This window comes from Pseudoalteromonas sp. APC 3691, assembly GCF_030408135.1.
Classification (GTDB): domain Bacteria; phylum Pseudomonadota; class Gammaproteobacteria; order Enterobacterales; family Alteromonadaceae; genus Pseudoalteromonas.
On sequence record NZ_JASDCB010000009.1, the window covers coordinates 15,574 to 38,225 of the forward strand.

Annotated in this window: 20 protein-coding genes; 7 read left to right on the forward strand and 13 right to left on the reverse strand. The window is 39.3% G+C overall.

Annotated elements, in window-relative coordinates; all coding sequences use genetic code 11:
* Nucleotides 1-138 precede the first annotated feature (138 nt).
* The 4 genes from coaBC to QL998_RS04765 all read left to right on the forward strand — a co-directional run bounded on the left by coaBC (nt 139) and on the right by QL998_RS04765 (nt 6,301).
* The gene (coaBC, locus tag QL998_RS04750; protein WP_290192237.1) at nt 139-1,332 is read left to right on the forward strand and encodes a bifunctional phosphopantothenoylcysteine decarboxylase/phosphopantothenate--cysteine ligase CoaBC; all 1,194 of its coding nucleotides are present in this window, start codon (nt 139-141) and stop codon (nt 1,330-1,332) included.
* A 111-nt stretch (nt 1,333-1,443) separates the two neighbouring features.
* Entirely contained in the window at nt 1,444-2,031 is a 588-nt protein-coding gene (slmA, locus tag QL998_RS04755) for a nucleoid occlusion factor SlmA (RefSeq protein ID WP_004335558.1), read from the forward strand.
* Nucleotides 2,032-2,171: 140 nt separating this feature from the next.
* Nucleotides 2,172-4,940 (forward strand): prolyl oligopeptidase family serine peptidase, encoded by a 2,769-nt coding sequence (locus tag QL998_RS04760; RefSeq protein ID WP_290192238.1) that lies wholly within the window; start codon nt 2,172-2,174, stop codon nt 4,938-4,940.
* A 251-nt stretch (nt 4,941-5,191) separates the two neighbouring features.
* The gene (locus QL998_RS04765) at nt 5,192-6,301 is read left to right on the forward strand and encodes a GGDEF domain-containing protein (protein WP_197098806.1); all 1,110 of its coding nucleotides are present in this window, start codon (nt 5,192-5,194) and stop codon (nt 6,299-6,301) included.
* 4 nt (nt 6,302-6,305) lie between these two features.
* On the opposite strand, the gene QL998_RS04770 is transcribed toward QL998_RS04765, so the two are convergent.
* The gene (locus QL998_RS04770) at nt 6,306-7,490 is read right to left on the reverse strand and encodes an NAD(P)/FAD-dependent oxidoreductase (protein WP_290192239.1); all 1,185 of its coding nucleotides are present in this window, start codon (nt 7,488-7,490) and stop codon (nt 6,306-6,308) included.
* A gap of 328 nt (nt 7,491-7,818) precedes the next feature.
* Between QL998_RS04770 and QL998_RS04775 the strand changes: the two genes are divergently transcribed.
* Nucleotides 7,819-9,945, forward strand: coding sequence for a S8 family peptidase (locus tag QL998_RS04775; protein ID WP_182193986.1), 2,127 nt, complete (start codon nt 7,819-7,821; stop codon nt 9,943-9,945).
* A 104-nt stretch (nt 9,946-10,049) separates the two neighbouring features.
* Here QL998_RS04775 and QL998_RS04780 read toward each other — a convergent pair whose 3' ends face one another.
* From QL998_RS04780 to rplU, 7 genes are all read right to left on the reverse strand, one after another.
* Entirely contained in the window at nt 10,050-10,523 is a 474-nt protein-coding gene (locus tag QL998_RS04780; protein WP_007586078.1) for a peroxiredoxin, read from the reverse strand.
* A 188-nt stretch (nt 10,524-10,711) separates the two neighbouring features.
* Nucleotides 10,712-11,596 carry a UTP--glucose-1-phosphate uridylyltransferase GalU gene (gene galU, locus QL998_RS04785; protein WP_290192240.1) on the reverse strand — a complete coding sequence of 295 codons (885 nt, stop codon included), beginning with the start codon at nt 11,594-11,596 and terminating at the stop codon, nt 10,712-10,714.
* Between the two features lie 294 nt (nt 11,597-11,890).
* Nucleotides 11,891-12,268, reverse strand: a complete 378-nt coding sequence (locus tag QL998_RS04790; protein WP_182193981.1) for a DUF3718 domain-containing protein — start codon at nt 12,266-12,268, stop codon at nt 11,891-11,893.
* Nucleotides 12,269-12,346: 78 nt separating this feature from the next.
* Complete coding sequence (gene folA / locus QL998_RS04795; protein ID WP_182193978.1) at nt 12,347-12,838, reverse strand: type 3 dihydrofolate reductase; 492 nt, start codon at nt 12,836-12,838, stop codon at nt 12,347-12,349.
* A 73-nt stretch (nt 12,839-12,911) separates the two neighbouring features.
* Nucleotides 12,912-14,069: an Obg family GTPase CgtA gene (gene cgtA, locus QL998_RS04800; RefSeq protein ID WP_002957746.1), complete on the reverse strand. Its 1,158-nt coding sequence runs from the start codon at nt 14,067-14,069 to the stop codon at nt 12,912-12,914.
* Nucleotides 14,070-14,207: 138 nt separating this feature from the next.
* Entirely contained in the window at nt 14,208-14,465 is a 258-nt protein-coding gene (gene rpmA / locus QL998_RS04805; RefSeq protein WP_002957747.1) for a 50S ribosomal protein L27, read from the reverse strand.
* A gap of 16 nt (nt 14,466-14,481) precedes the next feature.
* Nucleotides 14,482-14,793, reverse strand: a complete 312-nt coding sequence (gene rplU, locus QL998_RS04810) for a 50S ribosomal protein L21 (RefSeq protein WP_002957748.1) — start codon at nt 14,791-14,793, stop codon at nt 14,482-14,484.
* A 422-nt stretch (nt 14,794-15,215) separates the two neighbouring features.
* On the opposite strand from rplU, the gene ispB reads away from it, so the two are divergent.
* Entirely contained in the window at nt 15,216-16,187 is a 972-nt protein-coding gene (gene ispB, locus QL998_RS04815) for an octaprenyl diphosphate synthase (protein WP_290192241.1), read from the forward strand.
* 86 nt (nt 16,188-16,273) lie between these two features.
* Here ispB and mdh read toward each other — a convergent pair whose 3' ends face one another.
* Nucleotides 16,274-17,206 (reverse strand): malate dehydrogenase, encoded by a 933-nt coding sequence (gene mdh, locus QL998_RS04820; RefSeq protein WP_007586102.1) that lies wholly within the window; start codon nt 17,204-17,206, stop codon nt 16,274-16,276.
* A gap of 225 nt (nt 17,207-17,431) precedes the next feature.
* Between mdh and argR the strand changes: the two genes are divergently transcribed.
* Nucleotides 17,432-17,899, forward strand: a complete 468-nt coding sequence (argR, locus tag QL998_RS04825; protein WP_002957753.1) for a transcriptional regulator ArgR — start codon at nt 17,432-17,434, stop codon at nt 17,897-17,899.
* A gap of 7 nt (nt 17,900-17,906) precedes the next feature.
* On the opposite strand, the gene QL998_RS04830 is transcribed toward argR, so the two are convergent.
* The 4 genes from QL998_RS04830 to QL998_RS04845 are packed head-to-tail and all read right to left on the reverse strand — an operon-like array spanning nt 17,907 to nt 22,540.
* A complete protein-coding gene (locus QL998_RS04830) occupies nt 17,907-18,806 on the reverse strand; it encodes a Dyp-type peroxidase (protein ID WP_290192242.1) in 900 nt (299 codons plus the stop codon).
* A gap of 48 nt (nt 18,807-18,854) precedes the next feature.
* Nucleotides 18,855-19,904, reverse strand: a complete 1,050-nt coding sequence (locus QL998_RS04835; RefSeq protein WP_165744811.1) for an ABC transporter ATP-binding protein — start codon at nt 19,902-19,904, stop codon at nt 18,855-18,857.
* Nucleotides 19,905-21,536 carry an iron ABC transporter permease gene (locus QL998_RS04840; protein ID WP_290192243.1) on the reverse strand — a complete coding sequence of 544 codons (1,632 nt, stop codon included), beginning with the start codon at nt 21,534-21,536 and terminating at the stop codon, nt 19,905-19,907.
* On the reverse strand, nt 21,536-22,540 hold the full coding sequence (locus QL998_RS04845) for a Fe(3+) ABC transporter substrate-binding protein (RefSeq protein ID WP_182694322.1): 1,005 nt from the start codon (nt 22,538-22,540) through the stop codon (nt 21,536-21,538). Before QL998_RS04845 ends, QL998_RS04840 begins: the two co-directional genes overlap by 1 nt.
* Nucleotides 22,541-22,652 lie beyond the last annotated feature (112 nt).

The window sequence follows — 22,652 nt, forward strand, 5'->3', positions numbered from 1 at the left end:
TCCTTGAGAGGCGAAAGTGTCTTATAAATGTAATGCAAATTTAAAATTTAGCCTGTTATTTCGAATTAAAAAACTTCGCTGTACGGGTAAAGATTTGTTATTTTAAGCCCAATATTTAATAAAAACTGATGAACATCCATGACTAACTTAACAAACAAAAAAATTGTACTAGGTATTACCGGCGGTATTGCAGCTTATAAATGTGCAGAACTCGTTAGGCGATTAAAAGACGCTGGTTGTGAAGTAAAAGTAGTTATGACTGAATCAGCTAAACACTTTATTACACCATTGACCATGCAAGCCGTTAGTGGAGAAACAGTCTCTGACTCATTACTAGACCCTTCTGCTGAAGCTTCAATGGGCCATATTGAATTTGCAAAATGGGCTGACTTAATTTTAGTTGCCCCAGCGACGTGTAATATTATTGCTAAAATGGCAGCCGGCATTGCTGACGACCTACTAACGACGTTACTGCTAGCAACGCCTGCAAAAGTCGCAGTTGCACCTGCCATGAACCAGCAAATGTATGCACACGCAGCAACACAAGCTAATTTAGCCACATTAAAAGCACGTAACGTACTTATTTGGGGCCCAGGTAAAGGTGAGCAAGCGTGTGGTGATATAGGCGCTGGGCGCATGTTAGAGCCACATGAGCTAGTTGCACTATGTACAGCAAAAGAGCAACCGCAATTACTTGCAGGAAAAACAATTACAATAACAGCAGGCCCAACGCGTGAGCCTCTCGATCCGGTACGTTTTGTATCAAATCACAGTTCAGGAAAAATGGGTTATGCACTGGCAGAGGCCGCTTTGCAACTCGGTGCTACGGTTAATTTAATTTCGGGTCCAGTCACTATAAAAGCCCCTACTGGCGTAAACCTTATCAATATTGAAAGCGCTGAGCAGTTACTAAATGAATCATTAATTTATGCACCACAGTCAGATGCATTTATTGGCTGCGCCGCTGTAGCAGATTATCGAGCGGCAGAAATTGCGACTCAAAAAATGAAAAAGCAAGGCGACGAACTCACTCTTACTTTAACTAAAAACCCTGACGTAATTGCAGCTATTGCCAATCTTAAACAAAACCGTCCTTATACTGTGGGGTTTGCCGCCGAAACTCAAAATGTAGAAAGCTATGCTAAAGGTAAACTAAAGAATAAAAATCTAGATATGATTTGCGCTAATGACGTATCAAAAAGTGGCTTAGGATTTAATTCCGATCATAATGCTTTAACACTGTACTGGCATAACGAACAACTAGAATTACCAACTACAAGTAAAATAGAAATAGCTCGCAAGGTGATCAAACAGCTGGCTAAACATCTATAAAAAGGCTGGAAACAAACTGAATAAAACATTAACATACGCCAATCATTTGAACAAAAAATGACTAGGGTTCTTAACTGCGCCACTAAGAATAACTAATAAAAAGGAATGTTCATGCCTGCGACAAAAAGAAGTAATCGCAAAGAGCAAATACTGCAAGCACTCGCACAAATGTTAGAAACTAATTTAGGACAACGCATCACCACAGCAAAACTAGCTGCTGAGGTGGGTGTGTCTGAAGCTGCGCTATACCGTCATTTTCCGAGCAAAGCGCGTATGTTTGAGGGCTTAATTGAGTTTATTGAAGATACCCTTTTATCTCGTATAAATATTATTATTGAAAACGAAAAAGAAAGCCAAACGCGCATTTATAACATTCTATTATTACTTCTAACCTTTGCTGAAAAAAACCCAGGTATTACTCGTATTTTAACGGGTGATGCTCTGCAAGGTGAGCAAGAACGTTTGCGAGAACGTGTACAAACCTTGTTTGAAAAACTAGAAACTCAGTTTAAACAAGTACTTCGTGAGCGTAAATTACGTGAAGGTAAAAACTTTCAAAGTGATGAGCTTACACTTGCAAACTTTTTACTCGCCTACGTTGAAGGCAAAATGAATCAGTTTGTACGTAGCGACTTTAAAGCAAAACCAAGTGTTCAATTTGAAAAACAGTGGCTTGAGCTACAAAAAATTTGGCTGTAATCTTTTGCTAAATTAATAAATTGAATACTAAAAACGACCTACGGGTCGTTTTGTCGTATGTAGCTGCCATTTATCTGATCCGCTCGAATTATGAACCAAACTCGTTACAATGAAACAATGTCATAATACGAGAATCAATAATGAAAACAAAACTCACCTTATTAAGCACGGCACTCGTTGCCAGCTTAACTAGCACCGGCATACACGCCAAAGAATCACTACAATTTAAAGACATATTTAGTTTTAAATCAGCTAAAAGCACGCAACTATCTGACAATGGTCAAGTACTCTCTTTTAGTGCAACGCCGTATCGTGGAAATGCAACGGGCCAAGTTTACTCACTACAAAGCAATACACTCATCGCAGAAGTAGAGCGCGGCATTAAGCCTCATATTAACAAAGCCGCTAACTGGGTCGCTTTTACACAAGTACCTACCTTACTTGAAAAAGAAACAACCAAAAAAAAAGACACACTTAAAAATAACTTGGTACTCGTAAACACACAATCAGGTGCCCAACAAAGCTTTGCTGATGTAAAAGATTACACATTATCTGATGACGGTATGTGGCTTGCTTATCGTTTAAATAAAAAAGACGATGACGTAAAAGTAGAAGATAAAACCGATAGCACTAAAAACGAAGAAGATAACGCTATCACGCCCGATAAAAAAGATAAGAGCTATGCGCTTGTTATCGTAAATTTATCTGATAAACGCACCCATACAATAGAAAACGTATTTAGCTACGCTATTAACTCAGCTAACAGCCAACTATTAGTGAGCCAAAGTTACAGCGATGGTAATAACAACCAAATAGCGTTAATTGAGCTAAGTGACTTTAATAGCAGTGTATTAATTGATGAACCAGGCGTAATCGCAAATAAAATAGCGTGGCACCCAACTGACAATATTGCAGCGTTTACATTGGGTAACTATGTAAATGATGACACGCGCCGTCGTAGCTACACTTTACAGCTATATAAAAACGAGAAGCTTGTAACTATAGATTCACCGAATAAAGCATGGACGTTAGGGAAAACAGCCACCCTTAAATGGTCAGAAAATGGCGAGCGCTTATATTTTGAAAACCACCCTAAATTGACAGCCAAAGTAAAAACTAAAGAATATACCGACGAAGCCTCACTATACGACTTTGATACCATACGTGAACACAAAGGTCTTAATGTATGGCACAACAACGATGCGCAAATAAAACCACGTGAAGAGCAGCAATGGAATGAAGTTAATAAAAATCGCCATTACAGTGCGGTGTATCACGTTAACTCGCAAAAAGTTGCGCAACTTAGTACACCAAACATGCCTGAGGTTGCACTAAACCCTCAGCGAGATGTGTCTTTACTTGGCTCATCTAACATCCCCTACCTAGAAAAAATAATGTACGGCGGTTTTTTTGCTGATTACTTTGCAGTAAATATAAATACCGGTAAACAAACTCCAATTATAAGTAACTACCCGTTTAGACCGAGCCTTGCCCCTAATGGTGAGTTTGCAGCTTATTTTAGCGATAGCCAAATACAGTTAAAAGATTTAAAAAATAATAAAGTAACACCGCTTACAAAAGCGATTCAGGCAACCTTTGCTGATGATAAACACGACTACCCTTCTACCCAACCTGGTTATGGTTTTGCTGGTTGGATGACCGATAGCAGCCAAGTGCTTGCTTATAGTAAATACGATATTTGGGCGTTTGATGTAAAAACTAAGCAAGCTAAACGCCTAACTAATGGTAAGCAAAGTAATACGCAGTACCGTGTTATTAAGCTTGATAAAACCCAAGTAGGCTTCAAAAAAGGCGATACATTACTTGTCTCTGCTATTAACTTACAAACTAAACAAAGCGAAGTTGCAAAGCTCGACTTAACCACTAACACACTAACTAACGTGCTTAGCGGTAATAAACGCTTTGATATGGTTAAAAAAGCCAAAAAGGCTGACAAGTACTTATTCACCTCGCAAACTTATAGCCAATTTCCTGATTACTACCAAACAGATTTTAGCTTTAGCGCACCAAAAAAAGTGACCACGCTAAACCCACAAATTAGTAATTTTGCCTGGGGCGAAAAGCCAGAACTAATAAGCTATAAAGGTTTTGATGGCGAAGACTTACAAGGCGTACTAATAAAACCAGCGGGCTATAAAAAAGGCGATAAAGTACCTGTGGTTGTGTATTTTTATCGTTACATGAGTCAACGCATGTTTGATTTTCCTAAAATGGAATTAAACCATCGCCCTAACTTCCCTATGTTTACCTCAAACGGTTATGCGGTATTTTTACCTGATATTCGTTTTGAAATAGGTCACCCTGGTAAATCGTCAACGCAAACCATGATAAACGCCACCCAAAAATTAATAGATTTAGGCATAGCCGACCCAGATAAAATAGGCTTACAAGGTCACTCTTGGGCAGGTTATCAAAGTGCGTTTATGATAACCCAAACAGATATGTTTAAAGCGGTTGTATCTGGCGCTCCAGTATCAAACATGACAAGTGCTTACAGTGGCATACGTTTAAAATCGGGCCTTGCTCGTCAATTTCAATACGAAACAGGACAAAGCCGTATTGGCAAAAACTTATTTGAAGCACCAGAACTTTATATAGAAAACTCACCAGTATTTTTTGCAGACAAAGTTAATACGCCTATCTTAATAATGTCTGGCGACAAAGACGATGCAGTACCTTGGCATGAGAGCGTGCAGTACTACTTAGCTCTGCGCCGTGCAGGAAAAGATGCTACATTTTTACAATACGAAGGTGAACCACACCACTTGAAAAAGTTTCCTAATCAGGTCGATTTTTCAGTACGTATGATGCAGTACTTTGATCATTACTTAAAAGGCAAACCAGCTGCAAAGTGGATGACACAAGGCGAAGCATTTATAGAGGAATAGATATAGCATTTATTCAGAGCTCTACGTAAGCGATAACGGCGAGCTCTGCGTCAATTAAATCAAGGCGAGGCATATTACATTTAAGTAATCAGTCACTACCTAGTCCTTCATACCTTTGAAAAATGCTGTAATGATCTTTAAACTTTTATAAACACCACCGTATATAAGCGTTTTAATCAAAGTAAAAAACTATAATAAAAGCCTAATATAAGTAATAATCACTAAATTCAGAGGTTAAAGAGTCGTTCATTATGCTAGGTTTTTGGTATAAGGAGTTTCCACAATACCCAAAAGACCATAAGGATTTTTGGCGTACTCGCTTAATAGCCCACTCTTTACTAATAACTACATGTTACTTTTTAGTTTTAACACTCCTCAATCTTTTTTATTTTAAAAGCTATGACATTGCTTTAATTGATGCCTTAGGACTTACGATATCGTTAGGTATTTATACTTGGTTTAATAAAACAGCCAATGTAAATGCAGCAGCGTGGGCTGTTACCCTTATGGTCGTTAGCTTAATAATGATGTTTGTGGTTTCTGTAGGTGGGCATGCGCATTCTTTATTTTGGGCGACGTTAATCCCGCCTTTTAGCTTTTTTTTAGTTGGAAGAAACTGGGGAAGCCTATTTAGTGCAGTCGCTTTTGCTATTTGTGCGTATCTTGTGTATTTACAACAACAGCAAACTGTAACAATTGGCTTAGGCTCTTTATTTAATCTTATAGAGGTAAGCCTTGCTCATATTTTAATTTTTAGGTTTTACGAAAAAACACGGTTTTCGGCATACACTCGATTATCTATCCGTAACTTAGAAATTCAACACTTAGCAGAAACCGATAAGTTAACGGGGCTTTATAACAGGCAAAAATTTGATTTTGAATTATCACAGTTAATTGCTAAAAATGACGTTTTTAAAACCCCACATTGCTTACTTATTTGCGATATAGACCACTTCAAAAATATAAACGATACCTACGGGCATTTGGTTGGTGATAACGTGCTAACTGAATTTGCAAAAATATTAAAAAGCCGTATGGGAAATGACGCACTTATTGCGCGATGGGGTGGAGAAGAATTCACTATTATTTTATCCAACACCTCTTTAAATGATAGCGCTAAAAAAGCCGATGACCTGAGAAAGTATATTGCCGAAAACACAGTTACAAATGTAGCATTTACTATAAGTATTGGATTAGCAACGATACAAAAAGACGATACAGTGCTAAAACTACTGGAGCGGGCTGATACAGCGCTATATAAGGCTAAAAATAATGGACGCAATAAAGTATATGTTAGTGTTAGCGATAACGATTCAACCGTTATCACTCAATCAACTTACTTAAATGAGTTTATAGCCTAAACACTTAAGCGTACTGCCCACAAGCAAATCCACAGCTCCACGCATATTGGAAGTTGTAGCCTCCAAGCCACCCTGTTACGTCAGTTACTTCGCCTATAAAGTATAGGCCTTTAGCTTTTTTAGCTTCAAAGGTTTTTGAGCTCAACTCGTCGGTATCTACACCGCCCAATGTTACTTCTGCTGTTCTATAACCTTCTGTGCCATTGGGTTTAATTTGCCACGCATGAATATAATTTACTAACTCATTTATTTGAGCATGGGTAAGCTGATTAATATTACAATCTGGTATCGCTTTGCTTTCATGCAGTATTTCTATAAAGCGTTTAGGTAAAATAGTCGCAAGGCTATTTTTTAAGGACTTTTGGGCTTGCGTTTCTCGCCAATCAGCAAGTTGCTGCCTTAAATCAATTTCAGGTAATAGGTTTATAGTGACAGCCTGCCCTGCTCGCCAAAATGAGCTTATTTGCAATATTGCAGGGCCCGATAACCCTCGGTGAGTAAAGAGGATGTTTTCTTTAAATACGGTGCCGTCTTCGCTTGAAACTTCACAAGGAATGCTAATTCCCGAGAGCCCTTCAAAACGCTCTTTATCGTGCTGATGCAGAGTAAACGGCACAAGTGCAGCCATAGTTGGTAACACGCTTAAGCCAAACTGCTCTGCAATTTTATAACCTATTGGTGTAGCCCCTAGTTTTGGCATAGTTAAGCCACCTGATGCTATAACTAACGACTCACAGCTTAATGTTTCTTGCTCTGTGGTAACGCTATAGCCGGTTTCGGTTTTTGATACACTGATCACTTCACTGCGTAGCTTTATATTTACTCCGGCCCACTCACATTCTGTTAGTAAAATATCAACAATGTCTTGTGCATTGTTATCGCAAAAAAGCTGGCCTAGTGTTTTATGGTGATACGCCAAGCCATGTCTGTCCACCAGCTCAATAAAGTCATGCTGTGTATAACGACTTAAGCATGATTTAACAAAATGAGAGTTTGTGCATAAGTAGTTATCCGGGGTTGCATTTTCATTTGTAAAATTGCAACGCCCACCACCACTTATTAAAATTTTACGACCTGGTTTTTTCCCCATATCAAGTACTGTAACGCTTCGGCCACGGTATCCAGCTTGCGCTGCACACATTAATCCTGCTGCTCCCGCACCTATTACAATTACATCTACTTGGGTCATTTATTTATCTCATTAAAAAATTTGCTCGATTATAGCAAAGTTTAATAGCTAACAACGCAGCATTTGAATTATTAGTAATAACACAACAAAAACACATCAGTAATAAGTAGGGAATAATTACCCTCACAATAAAACAACCCTTTATGCTTATTTTTAATTTATATGACAAATACTAAACAACGAGTAAACCGCTAAAAACCTGGGTTATAACTAAATGAAAGAGGTACATAATAAATTGATATTTCAATCTAGTTAACAGATCGTTTACTTTTGTTCCCGCATCGTGATCTTATATCACGAAATAATAAATAAAAATCTAGGGATAATTATGACAACTAGTAAAACTTTTAAAAGATGCGCAATTGCAATTACAGTTAGTACGCTTTTTGCAGCAACATCTGGCATGGCTCAATCAGTTTCAAGTTCAATGGCTGAAACATCGGCTAAACTACAAAGCCAAGGCAGTTTCGAAACTCAGTTCATTATTAAATATAAAAATAATAACGAAATGGCGAGCTTTTCAACTGCTGACGCAAGCCCGTCTAGCATGAAAAAGCGCGCACAAAGCTTTGTTAAAAACTTCGCTTCTAAAAAAGGCAAAGTAAAAGCAAAATATATTCGTGCAATGGCACTTAATAACCACCACGTAATGCGTGCTGATAAAAAATTAAGTGCGGCAGAGGCCCAAGAGTTTATGCAAGAAATGGTTGATTCTGGCAATGTTGAATACATTGAAGTGGATCAAATGTTAAAGCCGTTTTCAACTCCTAACGATCCACGCTTTGATGACCAATGGCACTACTACGAGCAAGCCGGTGGTTTAAACTTACCGACCGCATGGGATACCGCAACGGGTAGCGGTGTAGTTGTAGCTGTACTAGATACGGGCTACCGCCCTCATGCTGATTTAAACGCTAATATTTTACCGGGTTACGATATGATCTCTAACCTTTCGGTAGCTAATGACGGTGGTGGTCGCGATAGCGATGCACGTGATCCTGGTGATGCAGTTGCTGCGAATGAATGTGGTACTAACGGTGCACAAAACTCTAGCTGGCATGGCACGCACGTAGCCGGCACAGTTGCTGCGGTAACCAATAACGGTGAAGGTGTTGCAGGCGTAGCTTATAACGCAAAAGTAGTTCCTGTTCGTGTACTAGGTAAGTGTGGTGGTTTAACCTCTGATATTGCAGACGGTATTATTTGGGCATCTGGTGGAAGTGTTTCAGGTATTCCTGCTAACTCAAACCCTGCTGATGTAATTAATATGAGTTTAGGTGGGAGCGGTTCATGTAGCTCTACAACTCAAAATGCAATTAACACAGCACGTAGTAACGGCACTGTGGTAGTTATTGCTGCAGGTAACGATAACGATAACTCAGCAAACTACAACCCAGGTAACTGTAACGGTGTAGTAAACGTAGCATCAGTAGGTCGTAATGGCGGTCGAGCTTATTACTCAAACTACGGTAGCAATATTGATGTTGCAGCACCGGGTGGCGCGCAAAGTTTTGCAAACGACTCTGAAGGTGTTCTATCAACTTACAATTCAGGTTCGTCTACACCTTCAAGCGACAGCTACGGTTATTCGCAAGGTACATCAATGGCTGCGCCTCACGTAGCAGGTGTTGCGGCACTTATTAAGCAAGCAAAACCAGATGCAACGCCTGACGAAATAGAAAGTATTTTAAAATCAACAACCCGCTCATTCCCTGCTACATGTACTAGCTGTGGTACGGGTATTGTTGATGCAGCCGCAGCTGTTGCAGCAGCAAGTGGCGACACTACTCCGCCTACAGGCGGTGATAGCGAGCTTATTAATGGTGAAGCTAAAACAGGTTTAAGTGGGGCTGCAAATGCACAAGCATTTTACACGATGACAGTACCAAGCGGTGCAACTAACGTAACATTCACTATGAGTGGTGGTACTGGCGATGCTGATTTATACGTACGTGCAGGCAGTAAACCTACAACTACTACCTATGATTGTCGTCCATATAAAGGCGGTAATAGCGAAGAGTGTTCTATTGATAACCCTACTGCGGGAACTTACCACGTAATGCTTAACGGCTACTCTGCGTATTCAGCTGTTACCTTGGTAGGTAATATTACTGGTGGTTCATCATCGGGTGGCGGTTCAGGTACTCCACAAGCAGGTGGCGGCACTATAAGCGATGTGTCAGCCAATACTGGGCAGTGGAAACATTACACGTTAGATGTACCAGCTGGAATGACTACGTTTACAGTAACAACATCGGGTGGCAGTGGCGATGCTGATTTATTTGTAAAATACGGTAGCCAACCAACAGCAAGCTCATACGATTGTCGCCCTTATAAAAATGGCAACGCAGAAACATGTACATTTACCAATCCACAAGCAGGTACTTGGCACTTAAGCGTTAACGCTTATAGCACTTTCTCTGGTTTAACACTTAGCGGACAATACCAACCGTAATTTAAAATTTGAGCCGTAAATAAAAAACCGATGTTGTTTCCAACATCGGTTTTTAAATAGTAAGTAGCTGATTAATTAAAGCTAAAACCTACACTTTATTACTGTTATAGCTTCTCTAGTACTGATTCTGCACGGCTTACAACAAACTCTTTGTCTTGCTCTACAAATAAACCAGTTACTACTGCATTTTCAACAATCATAGCGTAACGCGTTGAGCGTAAACCACCAAAACTAGCGGTATCTTTATCAAGCCCTAACGATTTAGTAAAACTTCCATCGCCATCAGCAAGCATTGTAATTTCTTGCGCGTTCTGCGAGTCGCCCCATGCTTTCATAACAAATGCGTCATTAACAGATACACAGTAAATAGCATCAACACCTTTTGCTTTAATTTTATCAGCAAGGGTAATAAATTCAGGTAAATGTGCATTTGAACACGTTGGTGTAAATGCACCTGGCACTGCAAATAACACGACTTTTTTACCTTCAAACAACTCTTTATTTGTAAGAGATTGCATACCGTCGTCAGTTAATTGCGTTAACGTAACCGATGGTAATTCTTGGCCTTGCTCAATCATGGTGGTTCCTTTAAAAGATCAATACAGAATAAGTAACAATCATACTACGTAACCTATTACAGTGTAGGTAAAGTGTAACTAACTTAGTAACTCAGAGTAGTCTAGCAAAGGTTTGTAGACCGTGTTCACTACATTTTATGAAAACTATTTTAGCTTCTATAGTTTTCATAAAATTTATTGCTCTGTAGTTAAGGCAAATTCAAATCATTTATAAAGCGAGAAAAGTCATTACCTAACTTTTCGTCACGCATACTGTACTCAACTATAGCTTTTAAATAACCAAGTTTGTCTCCACAATCATGTGAACGCCCACTCATATGGAATGCTTCAACGGTTTCTTGTGCCATTAATGCATCAATAGAGTCTGTAAGTTGTATTTCACCGCCAGCACCTACTGTCGTTTTTGCGAGTAGAGGCCAAATATTCTTACTCAGTACATATCGCCCTACAACAGCAAGATTTGAAGGTGCTAAGTCTGCATCAGGTTTTTCAACCATCGCTTTAATTGCAGCACTTTTACCTGGCATTAACTCAACACCGTTTATATCAGCAATACCATATTTACTAACGTCTTCTTTAGCTACTGGCTCAAGCATTATTTGACTTGCTTGAGTTTCTTTAAAGCGTTTAATCATAGCCGCTAAGTTTTCAGTTTTTTGATCGGCAGTATAAGCATCAAGTATCACATCTGGCAGGAGTACGACAAAGTTATCGTCACCAACTATTGGTTTAGCGCACAAGATAGCATGCCCCAGCCCTTTAGCTTCACCTTGGCGAACACTCATAATAGTTACGTCAGGCGGACAAATAGAGCGTATTTCATCTAATAAAGCACGTTTAACCCGCTTTTCAAGAGTAGCTTCTAGCTCGTAACTTGTATCAAAATGGTTTTCGATTGCATTTTTAGAGCTATGCGTCACTAATACGATATCTTTAATACCAGCAGACACACATTCGCTGACAATATATTGGATAAGAGGTTTATCGACTATAGGGAGCATTTCTTTTGGAATAGCTTTTGTCATAGGGAGCATTCTTGTCCCTAAGCCTGCCACTGGAATTACAGCTTTCATATCTATCCTTAGTGATTAAGTTTGTACATAAACTAGCAGATACAAAATAGATACTAGCTGAACAAAGTTACCTCTTTTGAAGAAGTAAATTTGAAGCTGCTTTTAAAGTGAAGTCTCTACACTTTGGGTATATAAAATAGATAGGTAAATAGTGAATTTATTAATGATTTTGTTGGGAAGTGAGATTAGATTAGCTAAGAGAAACCAGTCTAGGTTTGTTATTAATAACAAACCTAGACCAATCAATTTTTCAACAATACTTATTGGAAGTAGAGCTGTAAAATCTATTTATGATTAAAGACCAGCGCGATCTTTAATTACTGCAATAAGTGGTGAACTGGCAAAGTTGCCTTCAGCCCAAGCAATATCGGCACCATCTGTTAAAGCACTTTTTGATAAGTTTTTAACTATATACTCACCAGTATCCACTGCATTACTAGCAACAGCATGGCGTAATAAATTATTACCATTACATTGTACTGCATCATAAATATTACGGATTTTTACACGAGAGCTTTTAAGCTTGCTGCGTAATCGGTTTTTATCATCAGCAGCAATATACTCACAAATAGATACCGCTAATTGATCTTCAGCACTTGCAGGTGCTGTGTACGAAAATGAACTTACAGCGATAACAGCAGTAAGTACAACTAGCTTTGATAATTTAAACATGACAAACCCTTTATGGTACTTTATTCTTATATAGACTGTTTAATATTATACCAACCTACTAAAAATTACGCAATAATGTTAACGTGCTTTATATAAGGTTACGAAGTTATAACTAGATTTGTTTTTTTCATCAGGGAGGTTTTCTTGCTCTTCTCTCACGTCCCAATTAGCAACTTTATTGTAATCGGGAAACTGTGTATCGCCTTTAATATCTAAATCAATAAAGGTTAAATACAAGCGTTCTGCTTTTGGTAAAAATTGCTCATAAATATTACCGCCACCAATAATCATTACTTCTTCAACAGCACAAACTAACTCTAGTGCAGCCTCTGGTGTAGTTACCACTTCAATACCCTCTGCAGTATATTCGCTGTTTCGAGTAATAATAATATTACGACGCCCAGGTAAAGGACGGCCTATTGACTCAAACGTTTTACGACCCATGATCACAGGTTTACCCGTAGTTACTTTTTTAAAATGCTGAAGATCCGCTGGTAAATGCCATGGCATTTTATTATCTAGGCCAATTACACGGTTATTTGCCATTGCTGCAATCATTGAAATTATCATAATAAACACCTAGTACTTTATTCTTAAACAAAGAAAAAGGAGCATAAGCTCCTTTTTAATAAATTCTATTTAATTAACGCTCGTAGACTACTTCTACGTCGTAATCATCTTCATCCCAGTCGTCCCAATCATCATCATTGCCCTTACCTTTAGTGGCTTTTTCATGATAGGTATCCCACTTGAATTCAACTTCTTCATCCTCAACTTGTACAAACTTCTCTTTAGGCATGCTATCAAGGAGCGTCATTATGTTGTGGATTAAAGGTTGAGTATTAAGTTTATTAATTGCTGAGATGTGATAAATATTTTCAGTTTCGCCCAGCTCTTCTGCAATCGATTCGCATAACGCTTTTGCTTCATCCTCTGGTAATAAATCTATTTTATTAAATACTAACCAGCGTGGCTTCTCAGCTAATTTAGGGCTGTATTGGTGCAGTTCGTTAATAATCGAAAACGCATTATCAACAGGGTTTGAACCATCTACCGGCATTACATCAATAATGTGTAATAACACACGACAACGCTCTAAATGCTTCAAGAAGCGAATACCAAGGCCTGCACCATCAGATGCACCTTCAATTAGACCTGGAATATCGGCTATAACAAATGATTTATTTGCTTCAGGACGTACCACACCTAAATTAGGAATAAGCGTCGTGAATGGGTAATCAGCTACTTTTGGTCTCGCTGCAGATACACTGCGGATAAACGTAGATTTACCTGCATTAGGTAATCCGAGTAAGCCTACATCAGCTAATAATAGTAACTCTAATTTTAAGTTACGTACTTCACCAGGTGTGCCCAATGTTTTTTGACGAGGTGCTCGGTTAGTACTTGATTTAAAACGTGCATTCCCCAAGCCGTGGAAACCACCTTTTGCAACCAAAATTCGTTGACCATGTTGAGTTAAGTCGCCAAGTCCCTCTTGGGTATCAACATCCATGATGCGTGTGCCTACAGGCACCATAACAAATAAGTCGTCGGCTTTTCGGCCTGTACAGTTACGGCTACGACCGTTAGTGCCACGTTCAGCCCTATGGAAACGCTCAAACTGATAATCAATTAGGGTATTTAAGTTTTCATCAGCTTGTAGATAAACACTACCACCGTCTCCACCGTCACCGCCGTCTGGTCCACCATCTGGAACATATTTTTCACGACGGAAAGACACGATGCCGCTGCCACCGTCTCCAGCTTCTGCGCGAATTTCTACTTCATCTACAAACTTCATGATTACTCACTTTAGGGATTGGCTTGTTTAATAACTCTATTATATACCCAAGCCAGCACAAATGCAGGCTTGGGTATATATTGGCTGACTACAAAACAAAAAACCCCGCAAAGGCGGGGTTTTTAACTACCTTACTGATTACTCAGTTACGATAGTTACGTATTTACGGTTTAAAGGACCTTTTTGTTCAAACTGAACTTTACCATCTGCTTTTGCGAAGATAGTGTGGTCTTTACCGATACCTACGTTAGTACCAGGGTGGAAACGAGTTCCACGCTGACGAACAATGATGCTACCCGCTAGAACTGATTCGCCACCAAAACGCTTAACACCTAGGCGTTTGCTTTCTGAATCGCGACCGTTACGAGTACTACCAGCTGCTTTTTTATGTGCCATTTCTAAGTACCTCTAATTAAGCGCTAATGCTAGTGATTTTAACTTCAGTGAACCATTGACGATGGCCCATTTGCTTACGAGAATGCTTACGGCGTCTAAATTTAACAACCTTAATCTTCTCACCGCGACCATGTGAAACAACCTCAGCTGTTATCTTGCCACCGTTTACGAACGGTACACCGATCTCGATTTTCTCACCATCAGCAACTAAAAGTACTGAATCAAATTCTACTGCCGCACCAGTTTCAACGTCTAATTTTTCAAGACGAATCGTTTGACCTTCAGTCACACGATGCTGTTTACCACCACTTTGGAAAACCGCGTACATAATTAACTCCGTCTGTGCACCCTCAAATCGGCGCAACTAAAATATTCTTCGATAGGGCGCGAAGTTTACGCTAACGCGAAATAACTAGCAAGCCTATTTTGTAATTAAAATGAATAAAAAGTAGCTGCTTTGAGAGCAATTCAATATTTACCCCATTTTATATTAATTAGCCCTTTTGCCAAGCGCTTTTTAACTCTTAGTCAAAATAAACTAATGTACTCAAATATGACCCTCACAGCTTAATATCTAAGCACACCACAAACTGCATATTGATTATCAATTAATCAGTTATCTTGGCCAATTCAGTCTAAATTAAGTACTTTAATAGTGTTTTTTCAATCAATCGTCACAAAATATCGAGCTAGTGCATTTTTTGTTGTACAATCTGCGCCGTTCACACATAAAAATTGGCTCGGAGATCAATGGATATAAAAGCTATCCAGGCGTTAATCGAAAGCGATATGAATGACGTCAATCAACTTATACATGCGCAAATGCGCTCAGATGTGGCGTTAGTTAATCAGCTTGGTTTATATATAGTTAGCAGTGGCGGCAAACGCGTTCGTCCAATGCTGGCAATTTTAGCAGCCAAAGCGCTCGGTTATCAGGGTAAAGATCACATAACACTTGCAGCAATTGTTGAGTTTATTCATACAGCAACGCTATTGCATGATGATGTTGTAGATGAATCAAACTTACGACGTGGCACGCCTACAGCAAATGCTGAATTTGGTAATGCTGCTAGCGTATTGGTTGGTGACTTTATTTACACTCGTTCATTTCAGCTTATGGTTGGCCTTGGCAAAATGCAGGTTATGCAAGTACTTGCCGATGCAACAAACATTATTGCTGAAGGTGAAGTATTGCAGTTAATGAACTGCAACGACCCAGATACGACCGAAGCCAGTTATATGCAGGTTATTTACTCTAAAACAGCTAAGTTGTTTGAAGCAGCGACAGGGCTTGCTGCCATTATTACTGAGCAAGATCAAAGTACTCTCGATGCACTAAACCTGTACGGTATGCATTTAGGTACTGCATTTCAGTTAGTGGATGACGTACTTGATTACAATGCAGATGCTGAGCAGTTGGGTAAAAATATTGGTGATGATTTAGCTGAAGGCAAACCAACGCTTCCACTTATTTATGCCATGCAACATGGTAGCGAGCAGCAAACACAGCTTATTCGTGATGCAATAGAGCACTGTAATGGTATGGAGCATTTAGAAGAAATTTTATCGGCACTAAAGCAAACTAATGCGCTTGAATTTACAATGCAAAAAGCAGAGCTTGAAGCTGACAAAGCTATTGCGTGTTTAGACTTTTTAGCTGAGTCTGACTATAAGCAAGCACTCATAAGCCTTGCTCGTATTGCGGTTGACCGCGACCACTAGTTTTAACTAGTTACACAGTGTGACATTAATTCTGAGTAATAAAAAAGCCTGCAAATGCAGGCTTTTTTGTTATTCTACTTTGGCTATTACGCCATGAAATCAACACCTTCTTTGATGTCTTTTTTCAGTGTTTCAAGCATGTCATTTTTTGCTTTTGTTTCAAATGCGCTTAGTTCGCCGTAAGAAAGAATTTCTTCTACGCCGTTTTTACCTAAACGTACTGGATGTGCAAAGTACTCTGCATCGCCATTTTCAACAGCAACGTAAGCGTAATCTACAACTTCTTCACCCTGTAGGCCTTTAACTAAAGACATACAAAAACGAGCTGCAGCAGCACCCATAGATAGCGTAGCTGAACCACCGCCTGCTTTAGCATTTACAACTTCAGTACCCGCATTTTGGATACGTGGAGTAAGTGCAGCAACTTCTTCATCAGTGAAAGAAACACCTTCAACTTGAGAAAGTAGAGGAAGAATAGTTGTGCCTGAGTGACCACCAATTACTGGTACTTTCACAGTTGCTACGTCTACGCCTTTAAGTTCAGCAACAAATGCTTCTGAACGAATAACGTCAAGCGTAGTAATACCGAATACGCGTTTAGCGTCGTAAGTACCTGCTTTTTTGAATACTTCAGCAACGATTGGAACTGTGCCATTTACTGGGTTAGTAATAATACCTACTAACGCTTTAGGACAGCTAGCAACAATGCCTTCTGCTAAAGTTTTGATGATACCAGCATTTACATTAAATAAATCAGCACGATCCATACCTGGTTTACGTGGCATACCCGCTGGGATAAGAACGATGTCAGAACCTTCAAGCGCTTTGTTTAATTCGTCTGCGCCAAAGCCTGCTACTTTAACATCTGTTGGGATGTGAGAAAGGTCAACCGCAACACCTGGTACTACTGGTGCAACATCATAAAGTGATAATTCAGAGCCAGCTGGTAAGCCTGTTTTTAATAATAAAGACAACGCTTGGCCGATACCGCCTGCAGCACCTAATACAGCAACTTTCATTGGAATTCTCCGTAATTTGAGGTAGGAAACATTTGTGGCTCTTAAGATAATGAAATTAGCGACTAAAAACAAATTTATCCTGTCTATTTCAAGTATATTTTCGACCATAGTCGTAAACTTTTGTGATTTAACGCATCAAACTGGCAAGTTAACTAAACAACTGCTGCATAATTATTCATTTTTGTGTAGAATTTGCGGCATAAATAACAAAAACGAATAAAGACTATGCAACCACAAGATAAACAAGAAGCACTGGTAAAAGCATTTAAATCACTATTAAAAGAAGAAAATTTTGGCTCTCAAGGCGAAATAGTTGATGCGTTAAAAGATCAAGGTTTTGACAATATAAGCCAAAGTAAAGTATCACGCATGTTAAGTAAATTTGGCGCTGTACGCACACGCAATGCCAAACAAGAAATGGTTTACTGCTTACCTGCTGAAATGGGTGTGCCTACGGCTAAAAGCCCATTACGCCAATTAGTAATCGACATTATGCACAACGAAATGATGATCATCATTCGTACCAGCCCAGGTGCTGCTCAGCTTATTGCACGTTTATTAGATTCATTAGGTAAAGCAGATGGCGTACTAGGAACTATTGCCGGCGATGACACTATTTTTATCGCTCCTGCTAAAATATCTGAAATAGATGTAACTCTTGAACGCGTTCGCATTTTATTTGATACGGTTTAATAGCAAATTAAATTTGTTTTAAAAACCCTATTGAAGGTGCAAAGAAAGTAGAGCCCATATCGGCTTGAGTAAAATCAAGCCAGTGGTCGTAGCAATCCCCTTCCCCTAAACGACTATTAAGTACTTTTTCAAACGCGGTGCCCGTACAAGCGCATGTAATTGATAACATTCCCTGCTCATACACGTCGCCATAAGGCATGCTTTGATTTAATAGTAGCGGTTGTCCGTCTCCGTCTTTTAGCTCACTTCGCGAAGCATGGCTGGTTTCGATCGCTGGGGTAATTAGCGTGTTATCAAGACGCGTACGTCCCATTATTTGCTCTTGCTCACTCAATGATAAATGCTGCCACATAGTTAAATCATGTTTATAACGCTGAACATGAATATAACTCCCCTGATCTTCAAAGCTACCAGGGTTGCTGATTAAAGCCGTAGCGCGCTTTTTTCTTCCATGTGCGGTGTCGCCACCATAAATAAAACCGTTAAAATCACGACCATCTAAAAAGCGAAAATTCCGAATTTGCTCCACCAGCTCAACATCGGGGGCAAATAATTTTAAAATTTGCAGCGCAAATAAATGGTTAACATCTTCACGGTCAGAGCGAATTTGCACAAATAAATCACACGGTTGTACACTCATTTGGTGATCGCTATGGGTTATATTGGGAAAGCTCTGTAATTCGCTTGGAATGTATTCAGGGAGGATATGCGGCCAGTATTGCGCACCAATAGCAACCATACAAGAGAGCATTGATTCTGAAAATTGATCGCTAAACTCTTCTTCTATAGCGCTTACTTGTTTTAACTTTGCGCGAAGTGATTCGTCTTGACCATCAAACACATTAAAAAATAAGTGCAAACCGTGTAAGTTTGCTTCAGCACAAATCCCTGATTGCGCTTGCGCCATTGTTATTCCTTAGTTTTACAGATAAAAACACAGCGAATAACAAATTAATTACGATTCGAAAAAATTCACCGTGTGAGGTTTTATTTTTATTATAACCTGATCATTATTTTCAAATGACTGGCCATATTGTGCAGCAACTTCAATTTCTTGTTCATCAATAACAAGCGAATAAACATACGCCGAACCAATAAAGCGACGACTTATGATTGTAGCTCGCTTGCTGAATTTGTCACTTTGGTTATCTGCCACTAATTCTATTTGATGAGGGCGCACATATATAAGCCCTGCACTTACATTATGCTTACTCTCAACATAAGATTCGACTAAACCAAATGGTGTTTTATATTCAGTTGCGGTTAACACTTCTGCGCTTAAGTATATGCCCTGACCCAGAAACTCTGCAACCTCCTTTGAACATGGAGCTGCAAAAAGCTGCTCAGGCGTGCCTTGTTGCTCAATTTTACCGCGATGCATAATGGCAAGTGTATCTGAAAACGCAAACGCCTCTTCTTTTGAGTGTGAAACAAACACAGCAGATACTTGAGTTGCCTTAATAATTCGACGTATATCGGCAATTAATTCAAAGCGTACTTGTGTGTCGATGTTTGAAAAAGGCTCATCAAGGAGTAATAAACTAGGTTTATAAGCTAATGCACGAGCTATAGCGACGCGTTGCTGTTGGCCACCCGATAACTGATGTGGAAACCTGTCAGCACATCCAATTAAATGCACAAGCTTAAGCATTTCATCAACGCGTTGCTGCTTTTGAGCTTTGCTCATATTACCAAGCCCGAATGCAATATTATTTGCCACCGTTAAATGCGGAAACAACGCATAATCTTGAAACATCATGCCGATGTTACGATGCTCAGGTGAGACAAAAGATTGCTCATCACTCACTAATTTACCGTCTATAAAAATAGACCCTTGCTTGGCTTCAATTAAACCTGCAATCGCCTTTAATGTGGTTGTTTTGCCGCATCCACTCGCCCCGAGTAGACAAACAATTTCATCTTTACCCACTGTTAAATCTAAATCGTGAATAACCTTTGTGCCGTTATAGTGATAGCTCACGCCTTGTAAAATTAAACTACTCATTTAACTACGCTGCTCCATAGAACGATTAATAAAATACAAAGGAATAAACCCAACAATAACAATAAATAATGCAGATATTGAAGCAAGCTCTAATTGCTCATCACTCACATACTGAAATACATGAGTAGCTAAGCTTTCAAAATTAAACGGTCTGAGCAATAGCGCAGCTGGCAACTCTTTCATACATTCAATAAATACCAATAAGGCAGCAGTGAGTAACCCTCTTCGCAGTAAAGGTAGATGCACTAAACGCAGCGTTTGCCCTTGGCTTTTACCCATTGATTGGCTTGCCATATCAAGTGATGGACTAATACGTAAAAAACTCGACTCAATTGCTCCGTGTGCAATGGCGTAAAACCTAACAATATAAGCAATAATAATAGTAAGAATGCTACCTGTAAGTAGTAAGCCAATGTCTAAGTTATACTTCTCGAGCGCTGTGTTAATGGTGTTCTCTAATAATGTAAGAGGTAATAAAACCGCAATAGCGAGTACAGTTCCTGGCAGCGCATAGCCTGTGCTTGCTAAACGACCAGGAATAAGCGGATACGTTTGCTTTGCAACACGCTGATAAAAAACCACAAAAACACTCAATGTAATGGTTATAACACTTACAACTCCCGCCACCTTTAAACTTTGCCAAGCGTAACTAAAAAACTCTACATCCCATGCTTTATCAAAGTAGGTAATGGCATAATTTATAAGTACTGCAATAGGAATTACAAAAGCGATAAGTAAAATAAAGCTACAAAATCCCGTTGCGAGCCAAGCAGACTTTCCTTTTAATACATAGAGAGATTCACTATTTACACTTGATTGTCGCTCAAATACCGCTTGGTTTCGGCGACTAAAACGCTCTGCCATTAATGCTAAAAATAACAGAAGTAACATCACACCCGATATTTTAGCGGCCGCTGTAAGTGAGTAATAACCAAACCACGTATCGTATACGGCGGTTGTTAATGTACTTACGGCAAAATAACTCACTGTTGCAAAGTCGGCCATGGTTTCCATACTAATAAGTGCAAGGGCCGCCACAATTGCCCCACGAGAGAGTACTAAGCTGACTTTAAAAAAGCTTTGCCCAGGAGATAGCCCCATTAACTGACTAGCTTGTACTAATTTGAATGACTGCTCGCGAAGGGCTGTTTTAAAAATTAAAAATAAATACGGGTAAAGTACCAAGGCAATCATAACTATGGCGCCGGGTAATGTTCGTATATCAAAAAACCAATAGTCGTTAGGTGATTGCCAGCCAAACCATTCTCTCAATGCTATTTGCACCGGGCCCGCATAATCTAATAAATCAGTGTATACATAGGCAATAATATAGGTGGGCATAGCAAGGGGTAGCATAAGTGCCCATTCAAACTGTTTTTTACCCGGGAAACTACAGTAAGCCGTTAGCCACCCAAGTGGCAAAGCTATGGCGCAGCTAAGGACGCAAACACCTAAAACTAACAATACGGTATTGGTTATGTAATCCCAAAGCACGGTATCCCACAGGTGAGAAAACACCTCAGAGCTACCTTGTAGAGATTCAAAAAGAAGAAAAAACAACGGGGCCGATAGTATTAAGCCAGTCGACCACGCAAAGAGCTGCCATTTAGACAGCTTAAATTTATTAGTCATTAAAGATCGAACTTCACCTCATCAATTAGCTTAAGTGCTAACGGACGATATTTACTAATCTCATCAAGTGGCAAGCTGTCTTCTTTAAAGCTACCCCAAGAGGCAACCAAAGTTGATAATTCAACACCCGACTTAACTGGATACTCCATATTTAATGAGGCATACATGTTTTGTGCTTTGCTGTCGGTCATATATTCTATGAGCTTTAATGCATTTTCAGGGTTTTTAGCGTATTTGGTAATAACCGCACCCGATACATTTATATGTGAGCCACGATTAACTTGATTCGGAAAGTTAATATTTACGGCCTCTGCCCAACCTTTTTGTTCTTTATCTTCTAGCATTTTGCCAAGGTAGTAACTATTACCTAATGCCAAGTTACATAAACCTTCTTTAACAGCTTTAACTTGAGCACGATCGTTACCTTGAGGCTTGCGTGCTAAATTAGCCTTAACACCTTCAAGCCACTCTTTAGTTTGCGCTTCACCATGGTGTGCAATCATAGAAGCCACTAAACCTAAATTATATGGATGTTTGCCAGAGCGCGTACAAATTTGTCCTTTGTATTTAGAGTCTGCTAAATCTTCATAAGTGAGCTTAGGTAACTCACCAACTCGCTCTTTTGATGAATACACATTACGCACTCGCTTAGTAAGCGCAACCCATTGGCCATCACCGTCACGAAAGGCGGCTGGAACATTATTATTTACACTGTCACTTTTTATAGTTTGTGTTAATTTTAAATCTTCTAATTGAATAAGCGCGCTAAAGTTAGAGGTTAATACTAAATCAGCTTTACTGTGCTTGCCTTCGCGTTTAACACGCTCAATTAGCCCTTTTTTAGCAAAAACAACATTGGTTTTTATGCCTGTTTGCTTTGTAAAGTCTTCTAAAATTGGCTGAATTAAAAACGGTTGACGAAAAGAGTAGATGTTAACAACATCGTTTGCAAAGACTGGTGCCGATGCAACTACCCCTAAAACAAGTGCAAATACTTTCTTCATTATTCCACCTAAATAACTGTTATTATCAACGAATTCTACCGTGCTCATTCTAAAAGTGCACACTTTAAATAAATGTAAATATGTAAATAACGCCCAAAAGGAAATACGGTGT